The following is a 20,492-nucleotide window of genomic DNA, read 5'->3' as shown; positions in this document are numbered from 1 at the left end:
TTCGGTGGGGCGGAGTGGGGCAGCATGCCTACATGGGCGCACATTGGCCGTTGGTGGCCACGAGTTCACGGATAGCTTCCTCATTACCCGCAAGCTTGAGCTGGGTCAGCAGCTCCTCGGTGATCGGCTCGCCGTCGGGCGTTGTAGTCACCGGGGTGAAGTCCGACGACGGCGCCGGGGTTTGCTGCCCGGGCACGCCTGCGCGAAGGCCTGCAGCAGGCCGCAGCGTCCCGGACGCCTGCGGGTGGCCGCCCGTAGCGGATGCCTGCACGATCCCGTCGCCCGTCACGCGGTCATCCATCACGCCGTCCTGCGGTGCGGCGGCCTGCGGGCCGGAGGCTGACGCCAGGAGCTGGTCCACCCTGGTGTGGATGACGTCGAAGTCAGGCACCGTCGAGAAGGATGCGTCGAAGTCGGGCGGGCCGATGGTCAGCCGCTTGGCTTCCTGGCCCTTGGCCTTAATGGCGAGGTCCAGGAAGCTGCCGAGCTGGGACGACGAGATGTTGGAATCCACCACCTTGGTGCCTGCGCTGGCGATGTCCTCGAACTTGGACAGCAGGGTCGCCGGGTCGAGCTGCTTCAGCATGGCCTGCTGGACGCACTGCTGACGCTGGATCCGGGCATAATCGTCGACGTACTCGCGGGACCGTCCGTACCAAAGTGCCTGGTCGCCGTCGAGCGTTTGTTCACCGGCGGGAATCCAGCCCAGGGGCATGCCATGAGTACGCGTCACTTCGTCGAAGTAGCCGCTCATCGGAACCCAGCCGCCGGCCTTGATCCTGATACCGCCCATAGCGTCAATGAGTTTGGCGAAGCCCTCCATGTCCACCAGGACGTAGGCCTGGACGGTCAGGCCCAGGGTCCCTGAGACTGCTTCCAGGGTCGCCTGCGCACCGGGGTCTGCGACGCCGGGGTAGAGGTCAGCGTGCTCATTCGTCACTTCGGTGTTGATGGCATTGATCAGGCACTCATCGCCGCAGTCGTAGCCGTCAGGGTAGATTTCCCGCATGGGCGAGCCTTCGCTGAACTGGGCGTTCTGCAGGTTGCGCGGGACAGAGATGATGGCGGTCTGGCCGGTCTTGGCGTCCACGCTGAGCACGGAAAGGCTGTCCGGGCGGCGGCCGGTGCGGTCGTCGCCCGCATCACCGCCCATCATCAGGAAGTTGTACCGGCCCTCCACGGGGTCGATCGACGGTCCGGCCGAGAAAATATTGCCAATGGCGTTGCGCCCCACGTTCAGCAGGTAGGCCGCGTAACCCAGTGTCCCGCTGCTGAGGACCAGGGCAAGTACGAGGGAAATCACGACGGCGGGACGCGCCCCCGGTGCCAGCAGGACCGGGCGGATCAGCCGCAGGGTGTTGATAAAGAGGAACGCCCACCACAGTGCCAGGGCAACCAGAACCACGATGATGACCAGCGAGGCGTAGGGGTTGGTGATAATGCTGATCAGGAGCGTTCGGTTGAAGACCAGAAGCAGCACGGCCACCACCAGCAGCGCCCATACGGCCAGGGTTACCCGGAGGGCGGTGCGGCCGAGTTTGCGGTCGCCGGCCACAATCTGCGCGCTGCCGGGCACCAGAAGTGTCATCAGCAGCAGGACAAAGGCCCGCTTGGTCCGGACGGGGGACGAGGCGCCGGACGGATACCGAACGGGGTCCGTCATGGCCGTGCCGGTGGCGGGGTGCTGAACGCTTCGGGACATATTCCGGTACCCTAGCGGCTGCCCCGGAGAACGCCATTGCCGTCAGCGAAGACTTCGCTGACTTTCTGCCTGAGGCTGGCTCCCTTGCGCGTGGCGGCGTCGTTGAGTTCCTGGGCGAAGTCCACAAGGTCCGCGCGGAGTGATGCCGCCAGCCCGTCCGTGCCGGAAGCCAGGATGCGGACAGCAAGCAGGCCGGCATTTCGCGCACCGGCGATGGACACGGTGGCTACCGGAACGCCTGCCGGCATCTGGACGATGGACAGCAGGGAATCCATGCCATCGAGGGTCTTCAGCGGCACCGGAACACCAATGACGGGCAGGGGAGTGACACTGGCGAGCATGCCGGGCAGGTGGGCTGCTCCGCCTGCGCCTGCGATGATCACGCGCAGCCCGCGTTCATGGGCGGTCTGGCCGTACCGGATCATCTCGGTGGGCATCCGGTGCGCGGAGACCACATCTGCTTCAAAAGGTATGCCGAATTCAGCCAGCGCGTCGGCTGCGGCCTCCATGACCGGCCAATCGGAATCTGAACCCATGACCAGCCCAACGATGGGGCCGGTGCCGGTGCCGGTGCCGTTGTGGCCGGGTCCGGGCGTAGTTTCGGTGCTCATGCGTTCTCCTCGGAAATCCGTGCCGGTCCTTCGGCCGGAACCCGGCCGTCGCGGATGGTGTCAGCCACGCGGGTGGCGCGCTGCCGGACCGAGTCCACGTCGCCGGTGGCGTCCCCCACCAGGTTGACGTGGCCAATCTTTCGGCCGGGGCGGACTGACTTGCCGTAGCAGTGAACCTTGGCAGCAGGCTCGAGTGCGAGGGCAGCCGGATAGGCGGAGAACAGGTCCTGGTTATCGCCGCCGAGGAAGTTCTTCATCACCACCACCGGGCCAAGAACGTCGGTGGCACCCAGGGGCAGGTTAAGGACTGCCCGCAAATGCTGCTCGAATTGGCTGGTGACGGAACCGTCCTGCGTCCAGTGGCCGGTGTTGTGCGGCCGCATGGCAAGTTCGTTGATCAGGAAGCCGGTGCCGGTTCCGGGAGTTTCGAAAAGCTCCGCGGCCATGACGCCGGTCACTCCCAGTTCGTGGGCGATCCGCAGGGCAGCGTCTTCGGCGGCCGCAGCCACCTCCAGGGGAAGGCCAAGTGCGGGCGCAATAACTTCATCGCAGACGCCGTCCACCTGGATGGTGTGGACCACTGGCCAGGCCCTCGCTTCACCACCGGGAGTCCGTGCCACCAGGGCCGACAGCTCGCGGCTGAAATCAACCTTGGCTTCGACGAGCAGCGGGTTCATGGCCTCAAACCACTCGGCGGCTTCGGCGGCATCATCGGCGGAGTCGATGATCCGGACTCCCTTTCCGTCGTACCCGCCGCGGGGCATTTTGAGGACCACCGGCCAGCCGGTCCTGTCGCCGAAGCTCACCAGCCCGGCAACGTCGGAAACAGCTGCCCACGCCGGATTCGGGAGACCCAGGCTGTCGATGGCGGCCCGCATTACCAGTTTGTCCTGCGCGTTGACCAGGGCGTCGGGACCCGGCTGGACGTTCACGCCGGCCGCCAGGAGCTCACGCAGGTGGTCCGTGGGGACATGCTCGTGGTCGAACGTCATAACATCCAGGCCGTCCGCGAAGTTGAGGAGGGTTTGGAGGTCTTTGTAGTCACCGACCGGTGACGTGGAGACTGCTGAAACGGCCGAAACATCCTCGGCTTCAGCCAGGACACGCAGTTCAAAACCAAGGGCGGTGGCGGCTGGGGCCATCATGCGCGCGAGCTGGCCGCCGCCAACCACGCCGATTACTGGAAAAGTCACATGTGCCAGCCTACAGAAAAGCTCGCGGTATCCCGGCTTTCGGGCCGCCACGGGGCCCGGAAGCAGGTAATGCGGCCGTCGCTTGACCGGGCGGGAGGGGGCGGTTCGCGGTTTTGGGGGCTAAAATGGCCTCTGGCCGTGTGGCCCACAGAACGGACGGCCATGGAGGGTCATGATTAACTCACTCGCAGATCGTATCCGGGGGCTAGCCTCGCTGTTTTGGCGCGAGGTAGCCAAATTCGGTGCCGTCGGCGGAGTGGCTTTCGTGATCGACAACGGCCTGACGTACTACCTGATGCACGGCCCGATGACGGACAGTGAAGCCAAAGCGCGCTTCGTCGGGGCAAGCATTGCGACTGTTTTCTCATGGATCGCCAACCGGCTGTGGACGTTCCGGCATCGGCGGCAGGCGAACGTGCTGCGCGAATTCCTGATGTTCATTCTCATCAACGGTATCGGGATCGGGATTTCCACCGGTTTCACTGCCCTGGCGAAGTATTCATTCAACGTCACCGACAAAAACATGCTGTTTGCCGCCGGGGTTGTCGGCATCCTGGTCGCAACGGTGGTCCGTTTCTTCGCCTACCGCTTCCTTGTGTTCAATCAGGAACTGGATCAGGAGCCGGAGTTCTCCCACGACCACGAAATCATCGAACTGCACCATCATGAGAAGGCATCGGCTGCGGCCGTGCAGAGCGCGGACCTCCCGGAGAAGGATGCTCCGGACGCCACGCGGCAGCCGTAGCCGGGCGTTGACCCGGGCACTGAGCCGGGCAGCCTCGCAGGCCAGGGTGCGTCCTCTGCAGGGCTACTTTCCCTGGACGCGTTCTGCGGCGAGGAGCTGATCCGTCAGCTGCACGTCGGCGTGGGCCAGGACCACGGAGCCGCCGTTCTGCCAGGCGCCCAGGGAGTTGGCCAGGGCTGCTTCCAGTCCATCTGATGCCGGTACCAGCAGCCTGACTCCTTCATCGTGCTGAGCGGCGAAGCCGGTCAGCAGGCCTTCATGAAGGTGCCGTTGGCCGTCGCTGCCCGCAATGGCGCAGCCCGACGCCGACGGATCCGAATGCGCCATGAAGACATCACCGTGGGAACGCACCTCGGCGGCATAATCGATCACTCCGGCAGGGAGGTCCCCGGGCCACCGCATTGCCAGCGCCGGCAACGCGACGGCGATTACGGCGTCGTACGTTCCCGTTACATTTCCGGGCTTGTCGGTGACGAGCAGGTCCGCCTCGCTCCCGTTAAGGACGGTCTCCATGCCAATCTGCCAGGCAGCCAGGGCCCAGATCAATGATTTCCAGTGCGCGGGGAGATCAAGGCCGAGGCGCATGCCTGGTTCGGCGTCGAGCTCGTCCTGCAGCAGGTTGCCTGTCTTAGCCACCCAGTTGTCCAGGACACGGCCGGAGAGCTCCACCCGCTCGGAGTCGGGGCCGTACCAGGTAAGGCGGGGCGATGTGGAGTGGCCGGAACGAAGGGTGGTCATCAGGTCGATCGCCGGGATGCTCATGGCACTATCTTGCCACGCCGGATACGCGGTTACCGGGGGCGCGGGGAAGCTGCGTGACCAGGCAGGATGCGGCCCGCAGGCACTCGTCGGCCTGTGATGTTACTCACATTGTTTTGTCATCTCATTTGTCTTACTGGCTTCGGCCCTGTATTTTCTGCCGGTATTCCTTAGGCGCAGGGGCTTCCGGGGACGACTGACCGCAGTGAGGCCTCCGCCGTGCCGGACTGCAGAAAAATTTCCGGGCGTGGCGTGACGGCGTTTCGCCCGAAAGGTTGATTATTATCCCGTCGGCGGCTTGACTCACTGCTAGTTACACACGTGTAATTAGATATCGAAAGCGACTGCATAAATCCCGGCACACAACCGAGTGTCAAAGGGATCCAGCAGTGGCTGAAAACATTCAGGAGGGTCGCCGTGGGGCAAGCAGAGCGTATCCATGAAGATGCCGTCGCCGGCCAGGCAACGGCTAAATACCGCGCACGGGGCGTACCGAGCGACTGGTATGTGGATCCCGCCGATCCTGACGCCGCAGACCGTTACAACCGGGACGTCAAAGACCCCCTCCAGGACCAGGCCACGGCATTCCTGGCGGCACACGAGGCGCTCCTTGACGGCGGGCACGACCCGGATGATGACGATCTGGACCCGCCCATGGAACTGCGCACTTCCGGGCCGGAGACCACTCAGCCGGTGTGGATCGGCTTGCCGTTCAGGCAGGATTTTGACGACGAAGGCGAACTAGGCTGGCAGACTGATGCCTTGTGTGCCCAGACTGATCCGGAAGCCTTTTTCCCGGAGAAGGGCGGATCGACCCGCGACGCGAAGAAAGTCTGCGGAGCATGCAATGTGCGCTCACAGTGCCTCGAATACGCGCTGGCGAACGACGAACGGTTTGGTATTTGGGGTGGCCTTTCCGAGCGTGAACGCCGGCGGCTAAGGAAGCGAGCAATCTAATTCTTCAGGAAGTACATGTCACTGCTGTTGTGGTGTCCCACAACGGCAGTGACTATCTACCCAGAACCCTGGCCGCCCTGGCGGACCAGACCAGGCCCGTCGATTCAGTTATAGGGGTGGACACAGGCTCGCGTGACGACTCCTTGGCCCTGCTGGAGCGGGCCCTGGGCGCCGGGAACGTCCTCAGCTTCCCCCACGGCAGGAGCGGCATGGGGGGTGCCGTACGCGCCGGACTCAGCGCACGGTCACCTTGGGAAGGCCAGTCCAGCCGCGCAGCGGAGTGGATCTGGCTGCTTCACGATGACGCAGCCCCCGCCCCGGAGACGCTGGCTGAACTCCTCGGTGCCGTGGAACGCGCACCATCGGTGACGGTCGCCGGCTGCAAGCAATTGGACTGGCACTCCGGACGCCGACTGATCGACGTCGGGCTGTCCACCAGCCGGTGGGCCGAGCGCCTCACCATGATTGACGCCGACGAGCTCGACCAGGGCCAGTACAACGGCCGTACGGACACTTTCGCAGTGAACTCAGCGGGCATGCTGGTCCGGCGCGATATCTGGGAACACCTTCAAGGGTTCGACCCCGCACTTCCCGGCACGGGTGATGACGTCGACTTTTGCTGGCGCAACCGCCTCGCCGGGCACCGCGTAGTGGTTGTTCCCACTGCGCGGATGTTCCATGTGGCCCACCGCCCCCATGCCCAAGGCAACCCCTCGGCCGCCCGCAAGGCGCAGGTCCACCTTCGGCTCAAGCACGCACCGCTCTGGAAGGTTCCCATCCATGCTGTGGGCGCCCTGCTGGGCAGTATCTTCAAGCTCGTCCTCAGCATCGCGGTCAAGGACCCGGGACACGGATTCTCCCAGCTCGTAGCGACGATCGCCGCACTGGGCCGGCCGGCCGCTGTGGCAAAATCCCGGCGGACGGCAGCCAGTACCCGCCGGATCAGGCGTTCGGTCATCAAGAAGCTGCAGACGCCCCGGCGTGACGTCTGGAACCACCGGCGTTCCCTGATGGAGGCCCTCGGTGCAGACAGGTCCACAGCCGACGGCCTGCTGCACGACCCCCTCGCGGACCAGCCCACCGGCGACTCCACCGATGACTTCGCAGCACTGACCACCACCGAACGCGGTTGGGTGGGCGCTGGTGCACTCGCCGCCATCGTCATCGCGGCCGCAGCTTCCGTGACCGCCCTCAGCGGGTTGTTCCGTGCCGAGGCCGTCTCCGGCGGCGGCCTGATACCTGTGTCCGCCACCCTGGGCGAAATCTGGCACCATGCATCCAGCTGGTGGATCAGCCTGGGTGCGGGGCTTCCCGGCAAGGGAGACCCGTTCGGTTACGTGCTGTGGATCCTTGGCGTGTCGGGCGGCGGAGATGCCAACGCGGCCATGTCCTGGCTGCTCCTGCTCGCCGCGCCACTGTCCGGCCTGACCGCCTGGTTTGCCGCCGGCGGTGTGACCACCAGACGCCGCTTCCGCTTTGCTGCCGCACTGTTCTGGGCTGCCGCTCCGGCGTTGCAGGTGGCCCTCAATCAGGGCCGTGCCGGTGCACTGGTGGCCCACATCATGATCCCGTTGCTGGTCCTGGCCCTCCTGCGCGCCACGGGATCCGCCGTTGGCCACGGGCGGTTTATCCTTCCGGCCCCGGGTGAGCGACGGTTTACCGAGAAGCCGCCGACGCATCCGGGCGTCAACGGAACACCGTCCTGGACAGCTGCTGCCGCGGCGGGCCTGGCCCTGGCGGTTGTTGCCGCAGCTGCACCCTCGCTGCTGATCCCCGCCGTGGTGCTTATCGTGCTCTGCGGCCTGGTGCTGGGACGCCGCGGACGCACAGTCTGGTGGGCCCTGCTGCCCAGTGTGGCCCTCTTCCTTCCCTTTGGACTTTCCGTCATCGACAGGCCGCGGGCGCTCCTCGCCGATCCCGGCGTGCCGCTGGCATTCGAAGCGGCCCCCCTGTGGCAGCAAATCCTGGGCCAGCCCCTGCTGTTCGCACCCGGGGGTGGCCTGTCCGGGCTTCCCTTCTTTAGCGGTGGGGTCATCCCATGGGCACTGCTTCTGGCGCTTCTGGTTGCGGTTCCGGTCCTGGCGCTTGCCGTGGCGGCACTTTTCCTGCCAGGCAAACGCAGCCGGACTGCGCGTGCGCTGTGGGTGGCGGCGCTGGTGGTCCTGGTTGGGGGCTGGCTGGCCGGGCACGTCGCCACCGGCGTCCTTGGAGACACCCTGGTCACACCGTTCACCGGTCCGGCTGTCTCGGCCGCAGGGTTCGCACTCCTGGCAGCGGCGCTGATCGGCGCCGAGCGGCTGCTTGATGCCGCGGACCGATCCATGTCGTCGCGCATCCGGCAAAATGTGATGCTGCGGTCCGCGGTAGCCCTGGGCATGGTGTTGCTGCTGGCAGGCCCCTTGGCCGGCATGGCGGCCTGGTCGGCGCAGAACGTCCTCCGGCCGGCCGCTGCGGCGCAACCGGCCGACGGTTCGGCCGGCCCGCCGCTCGGCACCCCCCGGCTCGTGGAGGCCGGCAACGCCCGCACGCTTCCGGCAACGGCGATCGACCGCGGCACCGGGCCTGAACAGTCACGGACGCTGCTGATCAGTACCAAGGAGAACGGCACCTTTGACGCAGCCCTGATGCGCGGTGCCGGGACAACCCTGGACAGCCTTTCCACCATTGCCGCCGCCCGGAACATCATGGGCGCACCAGGCCAGGAGACAGTCCGGGACGATGACGATGTCACCGCCTCCATCCGCAGCGTTGTGGCCACTCTTGTGGCCGGGCAGGGCGTGGACCCGCGGCCGCTGCTCGAACGCCTGGGTGCCGGATTTGTGGTGCTCCGCTCGGCAGATACCGCCGCCCAGATCACTGCCAGCCGGATGGACGCCGTGCCGGGCCTCGTTGCCGTCGGCCAGACGGATGTTGGCTGGCTGTGGCGGATCACGCCGCTGAACCAGCCTGCGCTCCAGCCTGCTGATGTTGCCCACCGGGTGCGGATTGTTGACCCGGCCGGCGCCACGGTGGCGCTCGTGGCCTCCAAGTACGACGACGTCGACACCACCATTGCGGAAGGTCCGGAGGGCAGGCTTGTGGTGCTCGCGGAGCGGCCGGATCCGGGATGGAGCGCCTGGTATGACGGCCGGAAGCTCACCGCCACAACATCAGGCTCGGCCCAGGCCTTTACGTTGCCCGCGTCGGCGGGCCAGTTGACCATCCGCTACGACGCCCCGTGGGCACTGTGGGCCGGCATCGCGCAGGCAACGGTGTTCGGACTCACGCTGATGCTCGCCATTCCCATCCCCGCGCGCCGGCCCAACACGGGACTGTCCCGGGACGAGGGATCATTGCGTAAGGAACACCAGAATGCATAAGGACGCTGCCCAGCCCGGACCGGCCGGGTCAGAAACGCCTCCCGCCGGCCCGGAAATGCCTCTGGCACGCACGGGCGCTCCGGCAGCCACAAGCCCCGCCGCGGATACGCGTCCTGGGTCGGATCCGCGCACTGCACCCGGCTCCGGTGCGGAAGCGGACACGCCAGCCAAGGCAACAGCTGCGATAGCTGCGCCGCCTGCCGGCCGCAAGACCCCTGCCAGGGAACTGCTGGCCGGCCTGGTTTCTGCGGTGGCCATTGTTGCGGCGGCAGGAGGCATCGTCGCGGCTGCGTCCTTTGCCCCCCAACCGGCCGGCAGCCGCAGCATTCCTGCTGTCCTGGCCTCCGTTCCGGCGGGCGCCAGCGTGGGTGTATGTCCGGGACCGGCCCGCCTGCTCGAAGGGACGGAAGCGGGTACGGACCCGCAGTTCAGTCCGGAATCAGCGACGGCCAGGAGCGTCGTCACCGGTGCCGTCCTCAGCGCCCCCGGCGGTGTCCTTCCGGGAAGCGTGCTGTCCGCGCTCAACGGTACGCCCGCCGTCGAAATCGCCAAGGGTGGCGGCCAACCGGGCCAGGAATCCGGCCCCCAGGATGTAAAGGCCGGTGTGCTCAACGGGCACAATGTGGACGGCGCCACCGTCCTGGGCGCCGAGGCCCTGGACGGCCAGCAGCCCTCCGCGGCCGGTGTTGTGAAATACACGGCCACCGACGGTGACCTCCAGGGTTCCGCGGCAGCCAACTGCCAGCCGCCTGCCAACGACCTGTGGCTCAGCGGTGCCAGCACCACGGTGGGCCGCAGCTCCGTCCTGGTCCTGAGCAATGCCTCCAGTACGCCGGCCACGGTCAGCCTGGAGCTCTTTGGGAATAAGGGGCAGATCCAGGCTCCCGGCAGCCGGGGCCTCCTCGTCGCGCCGGGGACGACCCGCTCGGTTGTCCTTGCCGGCCTGGCGCCGGGGGAGGCGCAGCTAAGCGTGCACGTCCGCAGCGCCGGCGGTCCCGTGGCCGCCGCCATTCAGCAAAGTGTGCTCCGTGGGCTGACGCCCGGCGGTGTGGACTTCATTGGGCCTGGAGCTGCTCCTGCCGCGAGGCAGGTCCTGACCGGGATCGACATCCAGGACGCCGGCGGAATCGCTGCCGTGACCGGGACCGGCGGCTTCGACGACGCCGGACCGGCGTTGGCCATCACCGTCCCCGGTCCGTCGGACGCAGTAGTGGAAGTCAAGCTCTTCGGCCGGGATGGGCAAAAGGCCCTGCCCGGCGGCGGTGTTGTGACTGCCAAGGCCGCCGCGGTCACAGAGATTTCGCTGGCCGGTGTCCCGGCCGGCCACTACACCGTGTCCACCAGTTCGGACGTGTCATTTGTGGCCTCGGCACGGGTCACCCGCGGGGTCAGCAGCGACAAGGCCTCCGACGTTGCGTGGGCGGCTTCCGGTACCAGGCTGGGGAGCCAGCACGTCGTCCCGGTGCCGAAGGGGGGAGACAGGACCCTGGTCTTCGGCGTATTGGAGAACCGGGCAACGATCTCCTACAGCCCCGTCACAGCGGACGGCAGGATCCGGCCGGCGGCAACGGCCGACGTCGCGGGCGGCACCACCACCTCGATCAAACTTCCCGAACAGGTGGATGGGTCAGAGGTCGTGGCGTACGTCGTCGCAGCATCAGGGGACGCTGCCTACGGCGCGCTGCTCCTGCAGCAGGAAGGCCGCGAGGATATTTCAACGTTGGCCTTTATGCCGGCAGCGTCAGGACAGGAAAAGGTAGCCGTCACCCTGCGCTACTGAGAGTGCGCGGCGGGTCCTGCCAGGTGCAAATAGCCGGGCCTCAGTTGCCGGGTTCAGTACCTGCGGCGGTAGACCGGATCGAGCGTTTCCGGTGCCACGCCGAGCATTTCGGCGGTGTGTTCCACAACAATATCGTGAACGAGGTCCTGCAGCTCCTCCCGGCTGCCGCAGCCCTGCTCCACCACCCGGCGGTACAGCGTGATGACCGGGCCTTCCTCCTCCGTGGCGGGAGTGTAGGAGCCCATGGGAGGTGGTGCGGAATTGGCCACCAACTGCTCGAGCTCCGGCGGTATCTCGTCGACGGCGAAGCGTACGCCGTCCAGTGTCTTGCCCCAGATGTCGTGCAGCCGCTGCGCCGAGTCAAGCACCATGTCATCAAAGCGGTCGGATCGTGTCCGGTACCCGGGGTGTGTGGGCAGCACCAGCTCACCCCGGAGGCCGCGGCCGTGGCGGTTCCTGCGGCGCGTCGCGAAGCTTCGGCCCGGTGAAGCCGGTCCCGTTTCGCCGATGCGGGCGTCCGGGTCAGCCAAACGGACCGTAAAAGCGGAATCATGGTTCGATGACTGCATACATTGACTGTAAACCCGGCCGCAGATTTACGCGACACCACCCGGTGAAACGCATCAGGACGCGGCGGCAGCGGCCGCAAATACCCGGAAAAGTCCGTGCGACGGAGTAGTCTGTGATGTCGTGGGAGCTATCCGTGAGTGTTCAAGATCAGCCTGCCGTCAGTCAGCGGTAGCTACTTTGACGTACGTCTATGCCGACTCCACCGCAGTCCTGGGTCCGCTTGCCACCTACGCTGAGCCGCATTGTTACGATTTGTGCGAGCAGCATGCCGGCTCGCTGACGGTTCCACGTGGCTGGGAAGTACTTCGCCTGGCCATGCCCGCCAACCCGCAACAGCCTGGCCCCGACGACCTCCTGGCACTTGCCAACGCGGTCCGGGAAGCGGCGGCGTTGCCCCCTAAGCTGCAGACAACGCAGGCCCAGCGGGCTTCCCATTCGGCGCTGGAGGCGCCTGCCCCGGCGGAAGGCGCCCGGCGCGGCCACCTCCGTGTCCTGCGCGAACCTTCCTGACCGGGGCCGTTGCTGACTGCCGTACGCCCGGCCGCCTGCGTCCCCGAACCGTCGGGATACTCATCTGGCGGTAGGCTGGAACCTGCTAATCAGTCAGCCACCGGCGCGAATACGCGCCCTTCCGGGAGCATCAACCATGGCAAAGCTCGACCCTGACCTGTTGTCCGTCCTGCGCTGTCCCGTGACCGGCTCGCCGCTGGTCCAGGAAGGCGACGAGCTTGTATCGACGGCGGCAGGAGATTCCGGCGTGAAGCTCCGCTACCCGATCCAGGACGGGATCCCGCTGCTGCTGCCCCCGGAACTGCTGCAGGCCGCCAACGCAGCCGGCTCCGACCAGCACGATTCGGTGGCTCCGCCTGCCGACGGCACGCGCCCGGCCGGTGCAGCCTAGGCAATTCCGCCAGGCCCCTGCCGTTAGCGGCCGGACCTCACCGGGAGCCCGCCAACGCAGTTGCCATTCACCACATAACTTCTACGCAGACGCTTTAGCGTCGTTGCCGACATCGGACAGAGCAAAGGAATCCCATGACATTTGACTACAAGGTTGCCGACATTTCGCTGGCCGAAGCCGGCCGCCACCAGATCCGCCTTGCCGAACACGAGATGCCCGGGTTGATGTCCCTCCGCAAGGAGTTTGGCGCCAGCCAGCCGCTGAAAGGTGCGCGGATCGCCGGTTCCCTCCACATGACGGTGCAGACCGCCGTCCTGATCGAGACCCTCACCGCGCTCGGCGCCGAGGTCCGCTGGGCCTCCTGCAACATCTTCTCCACCCAGGACGAAGCCGCCGCCGCCGTGGTGGTGGGCAACGGTACAGTTGAGGACCCGCAGGGCGTGCCGGTGTTTGCCTGGAAGGGCGAAACCCTCGAAGAGTACTGGTGGACGGCCCAGCAGATCCTCACCTGGCCCGGCGCGGATGCTGCTCCGGAGCTGGGCCCGAACCTGATCCTGGATGACGGCGGCGACGCCACCATGCTGGTTCACAAGGGTGTTGACTTCGAGGCAGCCGGTTCTGTGCCGACAGCAGCCGAGGACGAATCCGAAGAAGGCAGGATCTTCCTGGACGTTCTTCGTGCGTCCCTGCAGGAGGACCCGCAGCGGTGGACCCGCATCGGTTCCCACCTGCGCGGCGTCACCGAGGAAACCACCACCGGTGTGCACCGCCTCTACCAGTTGGCTGAGCAGGGCAAACTGCTGTTCCCGGCCATCAACGTCAACGACTCGGTCACCAAGAGCAAATTCGACAATAAGTACGGTATCCGCCATTCCCTGCCGGACGGCATCAACCGGGCCACAGACGTCCTGATGGGCGGCAAGGTGGCGGTTGTCTGCGGTTACGGCGACGTCGGGAAGGGTGCTGCAGAAGCCTTCCGCGGCCAGGGCTCCCGTGTTATTGTCACCGAAATCGACCCCATTTGCGCACTGCAGGCAGCGATGGACGGCTACCAGGTTGCCAGGCTGGAGTCCGTGCTGGGTGAAGGCCACATCTTCATCACCACCACCGGGAACAAGGACGTCATCATGGCCGAGCACATGGCCGGCATGCGTGATAAGGCCATCGTGGGCAACATCGGCCACTTCGACAACGAAATCGACATGGCCGGCCTGGCCCGCATCCCCGGAGTCAAGAAGGTGGAAATCAAACCCCAGGTGCACGAGTGGGTGTTTGACCAGGGCACGGACGCCGAGAAGTCCATCATCGTCCTGTCCGAGGGGCGCCTGTTGAACCTGGGCAACGCCACCGGCCACCCTTCCTTCGTCATGAGCAACTCCTTCGCGAACCAGACCATCGCGCAGATCGAACTGTGGACCAAGCGGGACCAGCCCGAAGGCGACCGCGAATACAACAACCAGGTCTATGTCCTGCCCAAGATCCTCGACGAAAAGGTGGCCAGGCTGCACCTGGGCGCACTGGATGTCGAGCTGACGGAATTGTCCAAGGAACAGGCCGAGTACCTGGACCTCGACGTCGCAGGCCCGTACAAGCCCGAGCATTATCGTTACTGAGGTGTGACTCCCCGGGCGCGGACCGCGCCCGGGGTTGTTACCTTCAACCATTAAGATCGGACTATGGAGCCTGAAGTAAAGCCACGCCGTATGTCGACCGCCAAGAAGATTCTCGTTGTGGCAGCCGTCTGCGCCTTTGCTGCTGCAGGCGGTGTTTTTGCGGCGGTTGCGCCCGGCTTCGCGCGCGGGGCGCTGGAGTCGGAAGCAGCATCCGCCGTCCGCTCGGCTCCGGGCCTGGCCTCGCCGGTGGTCGCTCCCGTGAAAGTGGACATCACCCCTGCCGACGCCGCCAAACAGGTGAACCCTGCAACCCCGGTTTCAGTCACAGTGGGTAATGGCAGGATCGAGAGCGTCACCCTCACCAGTACCTCCGGTGAGGCGGTCGAGGGCGCGTTCGCGGCTGATGGCAGCAGCTGGACTGCCACGGCCCCGCTGAAGTTCAACACAGAGTACAGCTACACCTATGTGGTCACGGACAGCGCGGGACGCGAAACAACGGCCACGCAGTCGTTCAATACCGTGTCCAGCACGCATGAAGCCGATGCCGCCATCTATCCTCTGGACGGTATGAAGGTAGGTGTGGGGCAGCCCCTGCAGGTTGTCTTCAGTGAGCCCGTGCTCAACCGGGAGGCGGTGGAGAAGGCCATCACCATTACCTCCAGTGCCGGCCAGGCGGGGGCCTTCCACTGGTTCAGCGACACCATGGTCCGCTACCGTTCCGAAGCCTTCTGGGCTGCCAACTCCACCGTCACCATGGACATGAAGCTCTTCGGCGTGGACCTCGGCAACGGCCAGATCGCCAACTTCAACAAGAAGGCGAACATCCGTTTCGGCGACAAGAAGGTGGCCATCGCCGATGCCGCCGCGCACACGTTTACCCTCAGCGTCAATGACCAGGTAGTCAAAACCCTCCCGGTCAGCATGGGGGACAAACGCTTCCCGTCGGCCCGAGGCTACGCGGTGCTGATGGAAAAGAACCGCTACGACCACTTCCGGGCCGCCAGCATCGGGCTCAAGCCCGGCGACCCCGCCTACTACGGCAACGTGGACGTGGAGTACGCCATCCGCCTGACACTCAGCGGCGCCTACATCCACCAGGCACTCGAGTCCGCCTACCCGTTCATCGGAAACACGAACGTCTCCCACGGCTGTATTGGCTTCGCTCCCGACGGCGCCGCCTGGGTCTTTGACAACATGACCACCGGCGACGTCGTTCAAATCATCAACACAGAGGGCGACTACGCAGCCGTCGACGACGGCTACGGGGACTGGAACATCCCTTGGGCCGAGTATGACAACTAGGCCGGTAGGCTCAAGACCAGACACATCGCGCTGCCCGGACCAGAGCCGGCAACGCGAACCTCAACGGAAGTGACGCTGCTGTGAACGACAATTCGCCGACCCCTGCCAAACGCTCGGAGCCGCAGCCGGATCCGGTCCTCGACACCTCATCCGACTCGGACGAACCCGCTTTTTCCTGGATGACGGGTCAACCCGAAAGCCGCGCGGACCGGAAGGCCGCGGAGGCCGCCGCCGAACCTTCCGGGGCGGAGACTTCCGCTGCTGAGCCTGCCAACGCTGAGGCATCCAGCCCTGCATCTTCCAGCCCTGACAGCGCCAGCCACGAACGTTCCACCGCTCAACGTTCCACCGCCGAACCCACCGCCGTGGAACGCGCCGTTGCCGGGCGCCGCGGAGGAGCCGAACGGTCTGGATCCGATTCCGCTGAAACCCAGCGCGCCGCCGTCGGGTCTTCAGCCGCCGTCGGGTCTTCAGGGGCCAGGACCGGGAAGGAAGCTCCCCTCCCCGGCGCAGCCCGGCACGAGGCAGCTCCCTTCCATGAACCGCTCCCGACATCCGCGCTTCTGGTCCGCCCGCCGCAGGACGAAGTGGAGCGCCGCAATGCCGAGCGCGAGAGTGCCGCCAACGCCAAACCTGTTGCGCCGCGTATCTGGCAGGTCCTCCTGGCGTTTTTCTACCCCGTCATTCTCCTGGTGCTCGCCGTGCGCGCCGTGACCAGCCCGCTGTTCCTCTGGGTCGAATACAACAGGCCTGGTTTTCCCGGTGACGGGTACGGCTTCAGCACCGAGGACCGTATGACGTACGGCTCCTACACCGTGGACTACCTCAGCAACTGGGCGGGCCCGCGGTATCTCGGTGACCTCGTCAACCGAAGCGGTGACAGCCTGTTCAAGGACGGCGAAGTCAGCCACATGGCGGACGTGAAGCTCGTTATCCTTTCCGCCTTCGGGGCGGGGGCGCTCCTGATAGTGCTCAGTATCGTGGCCATCGCCTACCTGCGCCGCAAGAGCACGGGTGGCGTGCGCCGGGGCCTGTTCGCCGGATCCATCATTTCCCTGGCCATCATCCTGGCTCTCGCGGCTCTGGCTGTGCTGGGCTGGCAGCAGTTCTTCACCGAGTTCCACCGCCTCTTCTTTGCAAGCGGCTCGTGGACCTTTGCCTTGGAAGACACCCTGATCCGGCTCTTCCCCGGCCAGTTCTGGATTGATGCCGGGATCGTGATCGCCGGGCTGGTGCTTCTGGCCTCACTGGTGACCCTGATCCTCACCTGGCCCACACGCCGCCGCCGCGGGCTCGCCAAGGTTGAGAAGGACGCCCCCGGCGTTCCCGTTTAGCTGCCGTACAGCCCGGCGATCTCCGCTTCAAAATCATTGACGACGGCGGCCCTCTTGAGTTTGAGGGAGGGCGTCAGGTGGCCGGATTCTTCCGTCAGTGCTGCGGTCAGGACAGTGAATTTCCGGACGGCCTCAGCATGGGAAACCAGCGTATTCGCCTGGTCCACCGCCGTTTGAATGGACTGCCGAACGCGGGGATCCCGGGCGGCTTCGGGCAGGGACAGGAGCGGCATCTTGTTTTCCTGGCACCAGTTTTCGAGTCCGGCAGGATCCAGGCTGATGAGGGCGGCAACAAACGGCTTCCCGTCGCCCACCACGACCGCATGGTCAACCAGTTGGTGGGCTCGGATTTTCTCCTCAAGCGGACCCGGCGCCACGTTCTTCCCCCCGGCGGTGACGAGCAGGTCCTTCTTGCGGCCGGTGATGGTCAGGAAGCCTTCCGGGTCGAGTTCGCCTAGATCCCCGGTGCGGAAAAACCCGTCCACGAAGGCTTCCGCGTTGGCGGCGTCGTTGGCGTGGTATCCCTTGAACACGCCGATGCCTTTCACCAGCACCTCGCCGTCCTCCCCCACCCGGATGGTGGTTCCCGGCAGGGGGATGCCCACGCTTCCCACCCGGGTGCGGGTTAGAGTGTTGGCTGTGCAGGGTGCGGTGGTCTCGGTCAGGCCGTAACCCTCAAGGACCGGTATGCCGGCACCACGGAAGAAGTGCGCGTCGTCGGCTGCCAGTGGGCTGGCCCCGCAAACCATATGCTGCACCCGGCCGCCGAAAAGCTGGCGGATCCTGGAATACACCAGCCGGTCAAAGAGGGCATGTCTCAGCCGCGACGTGATGCCCGGCCCGTTTCCTTGGCCGCGGGCGGCGCTGTCCTGTTCGGTGGAATAGCGGATGGCGACAGCGGTTGCCGCGGCGAAAATCCTGGATTTGCCGGCCACGGCAGCTTTGTGCGCGGCGCCTGCCCGGACCTTCTCGAAAATCCGGGGCACCGCGAGGAGGAAGGTCGGTCTGAACGTGCCCAGAGCCTCCAGCAACGCCGCGGAACTGTTGACATGGCCGAGCGTGGCGCCGGCATGGAGGCACGAAACCTGGACTGCACGGGCAAGCACATGGGCCAGTGGCAGGAACATCAAGGTGCGGGCATGGGGTTGCTTCAGGATCTCCGGCAGGAAAGCCACCACGTTGACGGCCACGAGAGCAAAATTGCCATGAGTGATTTGGCACCCCTTGGGGCGGCCGGTGGTACCCGAGGTGTAGACGAGGGACGCGACGTCGTCCAGTCCGGCGGCCGAGCGGTGGCGTTCCAGTTCGGCGTCCGTCACGCCCGTGCCGGCGGCGGAGAGGCTGGCGAGGTCCGGGGCATCGCCGTCGTAATCCATCCTGACTACGCTGACCAGCCGGTCCCGCAGGAGCGTCGAGCCCTCCACTACACGGGCAATCATGGCCACCTTCTCGCGGTCCTCGGCGAACACATGCCGGGCACCGGCGTCGTGCAGGATCCACTCCACCTGACTGGGCGGCGACGTCTCATAGATCGGCACTGTCACGCCACCGGCGAACCAGACGGCGAAGTCCACCAGCGTCCACTCATAGCGCGTAGCGGACATCACTGCCACGCTGTCTCCCGGCTCAAGGCCGCCGGCAATGAGCCCCTTGGCCAGGGCGCAGACATCCTGGAGGAATTTGTGCGCCGGAACGTCGGTCCAGCCGTTGGGACCCTTGCGGGCGTAGAGGGGGTGGGCGGTGTTGGCGGCTTCCTGCCGGAGCAGGAGATCGGTGACATTGCTGTCCGGCTCCAGCTCCACCAGGAGTTCAGTGCTTGCTTCTCGCACGGGGGTGTCTCCGTTCCGCTGCCTTCCCGCGGCGTTCAAAGGTTTGATGCAATCCTGCCTTAGATCCAGGACGGCATCCACATCCTGATGCGCCATTCCTGGTACGGGATGGTCTCCGCAGTCCATAACGGGTAGAAAAATGCGGACAGCAGGACCGCCGCAGCTACAAAAAGCGCAACGAGGTAAAGGCCCGACCGCCGGCGCCAGAGCGGCTCGGTTTCCCGGCCCAGGACCAGGCCAAGGCAATAGACCAGGGCGAGGATCAGGAAGGGCTCAAAAGAGACGGCGTAAAAGAAGAACATGGTGCGCTCCGGGTACAGGAACCACGGCAGGTACCCGGCCCCCACACCGGCCAGGATCGCCCCGGCGCGCCAGTCACGGCGTCCGGCCCACCAAAAGAGCAGGACCACCAGGGAGATTGCCGCACTCCACCAGATCACGGGGTTTCCCACGGAGAGGATGGCCGAGGCGCAGCGGGCTGCCTCGCACTCCAGGGTTTCCGGTCCCGGCTGCTGGTAGTAGAACGACGTCGGCCGGCCCATCACCAGCCAGCTCCAGGCACTGGCCTCATACGGGTGTTCCGAGCCCAGGCCCTGATGGAACTTGTAGGCCTCGAGATGGTAGTGCGCCAGCGAGCGGAGCGAGTCAGGCACCCAGCCCCACGCAGAGGAGGGGTTGTCCTGCGCCCAGCGGCGGAAGTAGGCGTCCCCGGAACGGAACCAGCCGGTCCATGTGGCGGTGTAAACCAGGGCAGCGACGGGAACCATACTGGCAAAGGCCGGCAGGCCGTCCTTGATGATTCCGCCGCTGATCCAGCCCCGGATGCCCGCCACCCGGCGCGCGTTCAGGTCCCAGAGGACCGTCAGGAGGCCGAAGACGGCAAGGAAGAACAGGCCGGACCACTTTGTCCCCACGGCCAGCCCCATGCATACGCCGGCGGTGACGCGCCACCAGCGGATCCCCAGCCACGGTCCAGCGAGCAGCTGGCGCCCGGACGGACGTCCCGCCGTCGACGCCGCCGCCAGCCGTGCGAGCCGCGCCGCGAGGCGCCGCCGCCCGTCGTCGCGGTCCAGGAGCAGGGCGCCAAAGGCGGCCAGGAGCCAGAACATCAAAAAGATGTCCAGCAGCGAGGTCCGTGACATCACCAGATGATGGCCGTCGACGGCGAGCAGCAGGCCTGCCGCGGCCGCCAGGGGCAGGGACCGGAACAGCTTGAGGGCGATCAGCGTCAGGAGCAGAATGGACAGGGTGCCCGTCAGGGCCGCGCCGAACCGCCAGCCGAAGGGATTATCCGAGCCGAATAGCCACATGCCCCCCGCGATCATCCATTTGCCCACCGGGGGATGAACCACGTATTCCGGGCTGTCCAGGAGGATGGCCGGGTTGCCTGCATTGAAGGAGTCGTTGGCCTTGTCCGGCCACTGGCGCTCATAGCCGCTGACCAGGTAGGAATAGGCGTCTTTGACGTAGTAGGTTTCGTCGAAAACCAGGCTGGGAGGGCTGTCCAGACGGACGAAACGCAGGATGCCGCCGATCACGGAGGTCACAACAGGAACCAGCCAGAACCAGAACTGCAGCGACGGCGGGTAGTCGCGCCAGCTGCGGACGTTGCCGATGAGCCGCTCGCGCAGGGCTGCCGCGGAGAACGCCTCCGCCGGGCGGGCAATCCAGGGGCGGCCGGTCGGGGGAACATGTTCTCTGGCCTCGGCAGGCCGCATCCAGGTCTGCGTCACGTGCCCCATGCTACCTTTTGACGCTTACGCCACCTGCCGGCAGTAGGCTGGTGGGGTGGACCCTAACCCCAGCACCTTTGCCGATTCCAGCCCTGCCGAACCTT

General features: G+C 65.9%; 16 protein-coding genes. 9 read left to right on the top strand and 7 right to left on the bottom strand.

What is annotated here, in order from left to right; translation table 11 throughout:
- Positions 1 to 28: 28 nt before the first annotated feature.
- The 3 genes from GUV69_RS08515 to GUV69_RS08505 are packed head-to-tail and all read right to left on the bottom strand — an operon-like array spanning position 29 to position 3,506.
- Positions 29 to 1,702, bottom strand: a complete 1,674-nt coding sequence (locus GUV69_RS08515) for an LCP family protein (RefSeq protein WP_164201464.1) — start codon at positions 1,700 to 1,702, stop codon at positions 29 to 31.
- 11 nt (positions 1,703 to 1,713) lie between these two features.
- A complete protein-coding gene (gene purE, locus GUV69_RS08510; RefSeq protein ID WP_164201462.1) occupies positions 1,714 to 2,313 on the bottom strand; it encodes a 5-(carboxyamino)imidazole ribonucleotide mutase in 600 nt (199 codons plus the stop codon).
- Complete coding sequence (locus tag GUV69_RS08505) at positions 2,310 to 3,506, bottom strand: 5-(carboxyamino)imidazole ribonucleotide synthase (protein WP_164201461.1); 1,197 nt, start codon at positions 3,504 to 3,506, stop codon at positions 2,310 to 2,312. Before GUV69_RS08505 ends, purE begins: the two co-directional genes overlap by 4 nt.
- 172 nt (positions 3,507 to 3,678) lie before the next feature.
- Between GUV69_RS08505 and GUV69_RS08500 the strand changes: the two genes are divergently transcribed.
- A complete protein-coding gene (locus tag GUV69_RS08500) occupies positions 3,679 to 4,251 on the top strand; it encodes a GtrA family protein (protein WP_164201459.1) in 573 nt (190 codons plus the stop codon).
- A gap of 63 nt (positions 4,252 to 4,314) precedes the next feature.
- On the opposite strand, the gene GUV69_RS08495 is transcribed toward GUV69_RS08500, so the two are convergent.
- On the bottom strand, positions 4,315 to 5,013 hold the full coding sequence (locus GUV69_RS08495; RefSeq protein ID WP_164201457.1) for a TIGR03089 family protein: 699 nt from the start codon (positions 5,011 to 5,013) through the stop codon (positions 4,315 to 4,317).
- A gap of 414 nt (positions 5,014 to 5,427) precedes the next feature.
- Between GUV69_RS08495 and GUV69_RS23180 the strand changes: the two genes are divergently transcribed.
- The 3 genes from GUV69_RS23180 to GUV69_RS08480 are packed head-to-tail and all read left to right on the top strand — an operon-like array spanning position 5,428 to position 11,106.
- Positions 5,428 to 5,967 carry a WhiB family transcriptional regulator gene (locus tag GUV69_RS23180; protein ID WP_164201455.1) on the top strand — a complete coding sequence of 180 codons (540 nt, stop codon included), beginning with the start codon at positions 5,428 to 5,430 and terminating at the stop codon, positions 5,965 to 5,967.
- A gap of 29 nt (positions 5,968 to 5,996) precedes the next feature.
- A complete protein-coding gene (locus tag GUV69_RS08485; protein ID WP_164201453.1) occupies positions 5,997 to 9,326 on the top strand; it encodes a glycosyltransferase family 2 protein in 3,330 nt (1,109 codons plus the stop codon).
- A 55-nt stretch (positions 9,327 to 9,381) separates the two neighbouring features.
- A complete protein-coding gene (locus GUV69_RS08480; protein ID WP_431197124.1) occupies positions 9,382 to 11,106 on the top strand; it encodes a DUF5719 family protein in 1,725 nt (574 codons plus the stop codon).
- 53 nt (positions 11,107 to 11,159) lie between these two features.
- Here the strand turns inward: GUV69_RS08480 and GUV69_RS08475 are convergent, their stop codons facing one another.
- Positions 11,160 to 11,675: a metallopeptidase family protein gene (locus GUV69_RS08475; protein WP_164201451.1), complete on the bottom strand. Its 516-nt coding sequence runs from the start codon at positions 11,673 to 11,675 to the stop codon at positions 11,160 to 11,162.
- 121 nt (positions 11,676 to 11,796) lie between these two features.
- Here GUV69_RS08475 and GUV69_RS08470 point away from each other — a divergent pair, with 121 nt between their 5' ends.
- The 5 genes from GUV69_RS08470 (at position 11,797) to GUV69_RS08450 (ending at position 16,826) form a co-directional block, all read left to right on the top strand.
- Positions 11,797 to 12,186: a DUF3499 domain-containing protein gene (locus GUV69_RS08470; protein ID WP_164201450.1), complete on the top strand. Its 390-nt coding sequence runs from the start codon at positions 11,797 to 11,799 to the stop codon at positions 12,184 to 12,186.
- Positions 12,187 to 12,322: 136 nt separating this feature from the next.
- On the top strand, positions 12,323 to 12,577 hold the full coding sequence (locus GUV69_RS08465; protein WP_164201448.1) for a Trm112 family protein: 255 nt from the start codon (positions 12,323 to 12,325) through the stop codon (positions 12,575 to 12,577).
- Between the two features lie 134 nt (positions 12,578 to 12,711).
- A complete protein-coding gene (ahcY, locus tag GUV69_RS08460) occupies positions 12,712 to 14,190 on the top strand; it encodes an adenosylhomocysteinase (protein ID WP_164201446.1) in 1,479 nt (492 codons plus the stop codon).
- 63 nt (positions 14,191 to 14,253) lie between these two features.
- Positions 14,254 to 15,492 (top strand): L,D-transpeptidase, encoded by a 1,239-nt coding sequence (locus tag GUV69_RS08455; protein ID WP_164201444.1) that lies wholly within the window; start codon positions 14,254 to 14,256, stop codon positions 15,490 to 15,492.
- An 80-nt stretch (positions 15,493 to 15,572) separates the two neighbouring features.
- Positions 15,573 to 16,826 (top strand): TIGR01906 family membrane protein, encoded by a 1,254-nt coding sequence (locus GUV69_RS08450; RefSeq protein WP_164201442.1) that lies wholly within the window; start codon positions 15,573 to 15,575, stop codon positions 16,824 to 16,826.
- On the opposite strand, the gene GUV69_RS08445 is transcribed toward GUV69_RS08450, so the two are convergent.
- Together GUV69_RS08445 and GUV69_RS08440 are read right to left on the bottom strand one after the other, a co-directional pair.
- A complete protein-coding gene (locus GUV69_RS08445; RefSeq protein WP_164201440.1) occupies positions 16,823 to 18,655 on the bottom strand; it encodes an AMP-dependent synthetase/ligase in 1,833 nt (610 codons plus the stop codon). The genes GUV69_RS08450 and GUV69_RS08445 overlap by 4 nt on opposite strands.
- 59 nt (positions 18,656 to 18,714) lie before the next feature.
- Entirely contained in the window at positions 18,715 to 20,397 is a 1,683-nt protein-coding gene (locus GUV69_RS08440) for a dolichyl-phosphate-mannose--protein mannosyltransferase (protein ID WP_164201438.1), read from the bottom strand.
- Positions 20,398 to 20,492 lie beyond the last annotated feature (95 nt).

Origin of the sequence: [Micrococcus luteus] ATCC 49442, assembly GCF_010367585.1 — a bacterium.
Classification (GTDB): domain Bacteria; phylum Actinomycetota; class Actinomycetes; order Actinomycetales; family Micrococcaceae; genus Arthrobacter; species Arthrobacter luteus_A.
The sequence above is the reverse complement of the archived record's forward strand: the minus strand, read 5'-3'. Positions and strand labels throughout refer to the sequence as shown.